The following is a 3,758-nucleotide window of genomic DNA, read 5'->3' as shown; positions in this document are numbered from 1 at the left end:
GGAACACGGAGTAGTCCTGGTATGCCATCGTAGCCAGCACGGTTTATCCCCGCTGACGCGGGGAACACCGGCAGGAATCAGACTCTATAAGGTCAGGGACCGGTTTATCCCCGCTGACGCGGGGAACACCCTTATGTGGATTATTTTAATATTGTGGGCGGCGGTTTATCCCCGCTGACGCGGGGAACACTGTTATTCGCGGAGGAGGTGTACGGAGCGCCTCGGTTTATCCCCGCTGACGCGGGGAACACCAGTTTACAGTATGAGTAAATGACAATATTGTCGGTTTATCCCCGCTGACGCGGGGAACACGGGGAACTCGGAGTAGTCCTGGTATGCCATCGTAGCCAGCACGGTTTATCCCCGCTCGCGCGGGGAACTCTGGGGACAACAGTACGGCTACGGGCGCTGAGTCTGTTTATCCCCGCTCGCGCGGGGAACTCGGCGCGAATCAGCCTGGTCGGAGTGACTATTGCGGTTTATCCCCGCTCGCGCGGGGAACTCGCCGCCGGACCGGGTTTAATGACCAGTCTCGCCGGTTTATCCCCGCTCGCGCGGGGAACTCCTGGCCCCGGAGGTCCGGCAACTGCTGGACCACGGTTTATCCCCGCTCGCGCGGGGAACTCGGAGCCAACCCACGCTCACGCTACGCTCAACTTCTTTGCGCGTAGCTACCCGATGTGAATTCACATCCGATTTCGTGACATGCGTCAGCCAGGGGTAATCTTCTTTTTCCAGGAACGGAGCTTCTTGCTGACCCTCTGCGCCACGCGCAAAGGCGGCGACGAGTTTGTCGCGCTGCTGTTGGGATAACGTAGCAGAAAGCAAAATGACGCTGTTTCCGCCACGCGCCTGCCGCTCGATCAACCCTTCAAGAATGCACGACATGTAAGCGTCACAGGCGTGGATCTCATCAGCCAGCAGGATTTTATTACTCAGCCCCAGAAGCCGCAGATTATTATGTTTGAACGGCATCACCGCCATCATCGCCTGATCCAAAGTGCCGACGCCAATTTCAGCCAGCAACACCTTCTTGTTACTGTCGGCAAACCAGGCCGCACATCCCTGACTGAACGTTTGTTCATCCGGTTCTTCTGACCCGACTAAATCACCGGACCAGAGTGATTCATTAAAGCGGTCCAAAAATGCGCGGGCACTGTGTGCCAGCACCAGGCTGGGGCGAGATTCTGGCGAATAGAAAGCAAGCCAGGTTTTGACCAACCGATCGTACATGGCATTGGCCGTTGCCATTGTTGGCAGGCCAAAAAACAAACCCTGTGCTTTCCCCGCAGCCATCAACCTGTGCGCCAGGATAAGCGCCGCTTCTGTTTTACCTGCGCCAGTCACATCTTCCAGAATAAATAACTGTGGCCCTGGCTGGCTGATATCCAGATCCAGCACCTTTTGCTGTAACGGTGTCGGGTGCTCAATAAAAGGAAACAGCGTATTAATTCCGGTGAAAGGTGCAGTTTTTGCTTTTGGAGGAAAGACGGTTAATGCGTTTTGAGCCTGAACTAAAGTTTTCTGCCAGTAATCTTCAATATCCATTGTCTGTGCGACGCGTGGAAAAAATCGCGTTGACGATCCCGCCCAGTCTGCGAGTACGACGGTTGCAGAGATATACCAGGAAAGTTGTTTTAAAAGTTCAACTCCCTCGTCATCATCCCAGAATGCGGGGATCTCGATGAGCGGAAACAGTACCTTGATTTCAAGGAGAAAATCTCGCGCGGCAGCTTTGTCTTCAGGCAGAAAATTATCCAGTTCATCAATACGGTCAGGGGGCCGACCATGATGCCCGGTAGTCATGGGCATCCACATCTCCATCACCCGTTTAAGTTTGCGCGGAGAGAGTGAAGATGAAGGAAGCAATTCTTCGCATTCACTTAAATAATGATGCCACAGCCAGTAGCCCAGCGTTGAATGAGAGATCTTTTCGTAATTCTTTCTTGCGCCTTCCGGAACCTTGAGTTGTGGGTGCCGGTAAAGTTGCTGAAATGAGCGGGCAAATTTTCCAGTATCGTGCCAGCACAACAACCAGGCGAAAAATTGTGCCGCCGGTTCCCTATCTGAAATACCTAATAGACGAAAATAGTCAGCCAACCCGAAGCTATTGCTTTTGACCATTAAATAGCCCATCGCGGCTACATCGAGCGAATGCCAACAAAGAAGATGATAGTCGTCGCCACCCTCTTTCTCGCCACGTCGGGTTTTTCCCCAGAAATCAAAGAAAGTCACAATGTTTTTTATCCTTCAGTAAAACTTAAAGGATATTTACGCATATATTAAAAATTATCTGTGATATATATCGTTCAATAAAATATTTGCATTATGAATAACTCAATGATTTTCATCTGTACTATATATGAATAATAAACACAGGCATAATATTCACATGAAAAATATAAATTAAAAAAGGGTGCAGGAGACCAAACCATCACAATTCAGTACGCGGGGTTTTACCCCCGCGTGGTGGCTACTTCTTCGATTCGTAAGCGAGAACTGCCTTAAACTCCATACCACGTTCTCTGATACTCAACTCACACAACGAGTCGCCTACCATCAGCGTGAATCCCAGTACTGTACAACACAGTACGATGATTGCCGCAAGGGCATATTTTGTCAGCATGTCTTGCCTCCCTGCAAAGAAGAGACTAACATTCGAATTGTTGGGTTCGAACGTAAGCCTCAGGTTGATAGAAATATCGCCTGGGGCTTTTGTCCATCTGGAACCTCGCGAATGCTTAACGCCAGACAGCCTCAAGCACCCAATGCCATTCTATACCTGTTGATTCTCCCTGCGACGTTCACGTTTAAATGCCGGAATGCGGCTCGCAAAATAAAAACGCCCCCATCATTTCTGACAGAGGCGTTTATTTTATCCGGCAATATTTACCCTTCGTGTAACCCACATTCTCTTTTTAAGCCAAAGAAACGCGTTTCTTCTTCCGCCATGCCGGGTTCCCATTTACGGGTTGTATGGGTATCTCCCACCGATAAATATCCTTCGTCCCATAATGGGTGATATTTCAGGCCATGTTTTTGCAGGTACTGATAAATAGTTCGATTATCCCAGTCGATAATCGGCAGCACTTTAAATACGCCACGCTGAATTGCCAGCACCGGTAAATTGGCGCGGCTGCCAGATTGTTCACGGCGCAGGCCAGCAAACCACGTTTGCGCATTCAGTTCTTTCAGCGCCCGGTTCATCGGTTCGACTTTATTGATGTCATTGTATTTTTCAATGCCTTCAACGCCCTGCTCCCACAGTTTGCCGTAGCGTGCTTCCTGCCAGGCGGCGCTTTCGGTAGCACGGTACACTTTCAGGTTGAGCTTGAGTTTGTCCGTTAACTCGTCAATAAAGCGGTAAGTTTCCGGGAACAAGTAACCCGTATCAGTGAGGATCACCGGAATATCCGGGCGAATCTGATTCACCAGATGCAGGCTCACCGCCGCCTGAATGCCAAAGCTGGAAGAAAGCACATATTCACCGGGCAGATTATCCAGCGCCCAGGCAACGCGGCCTTCAGCGTCCAGTTTTTCCAGTTCGGCGTTGGTTTGGGCCAGCGCCAGAATCCGGTCTACCTTTGGCAGTTCGTTCAGGGTGTTTAGATCGAGTTTGGACATAAGTTCCTCACTGTTTGCCTTGCCTGATGCGACGCTGTCGCGTCTTATCAGGCCTACAAAACCGGGCTGAACCGTAGGCCGGATAAGGCATTTACGCCGCATCCGGCAAAGGTGCCAATTGCCTGGTGCGACGC

2 protein-coding genes, 1 pseudogene and 1 CRISPR repeat array are annotated in these 3,758 nt (G+C 50.8%); all 3 genes and pseudogenes read right to left on the bottom strand.

The annotated features are described in order from the left end of the window. Positions 1-53: 53 nt before the first annotated feature. Positions 54-626: a CRISPR direct-repeat array (repeat unit 29 nt; unit sequence CGGTTTATCCCCGCTCGCGCGGGGAACTC). A 1-nt stretch (position 627) separates the two neighbouring features. Beyond that, positions 628-2,279 (bottom strand): annotated as a pseudogene (gene cas3 / locus CRI63_RS14805) (CRISPR-associated helicase Cas3'); the annotation flags it as partial. Positions 2,280-2,473: 194 nt separating this feature from the next. Further along, complete coding sequence (locus CRI63_RS14800; RefSeq protein ID WP_130214493.1) at positions 2,474-2,626, bottom strand: Hok/Gef family protein; 153 nt, start codon at positions 2,624-2,626, stop codon at positions 2,474-2,476. Between the two features lie 263 nt (positions 2,627-2,889). Next, positions 2,890-3,624, bottom strand: a complete 735-nt coding sequence (cysH, locus tag CRI63_RS14790; protein WP_032222508.1) for a phosphoadenosine phosphosulfate reductase — start codon at positions 3,622-3,624, stop codon at positions 2,890-2,892. Positions 3,625-3,758 lie beyond the last annotated feature (134 nt).

The organism is Escherichia sp. E2661, from assembly GCF_004745185.1.
Taxonomy (GTDB): domain Bacteria; phylum Pseudomonadota; class Gammaproteobacteria; order Enterobacterales; family Enterobacteriaceae; genus Escherichia.
This window is presented reverse-complemented; position numbering and strand designations above follow the sequence as displayed.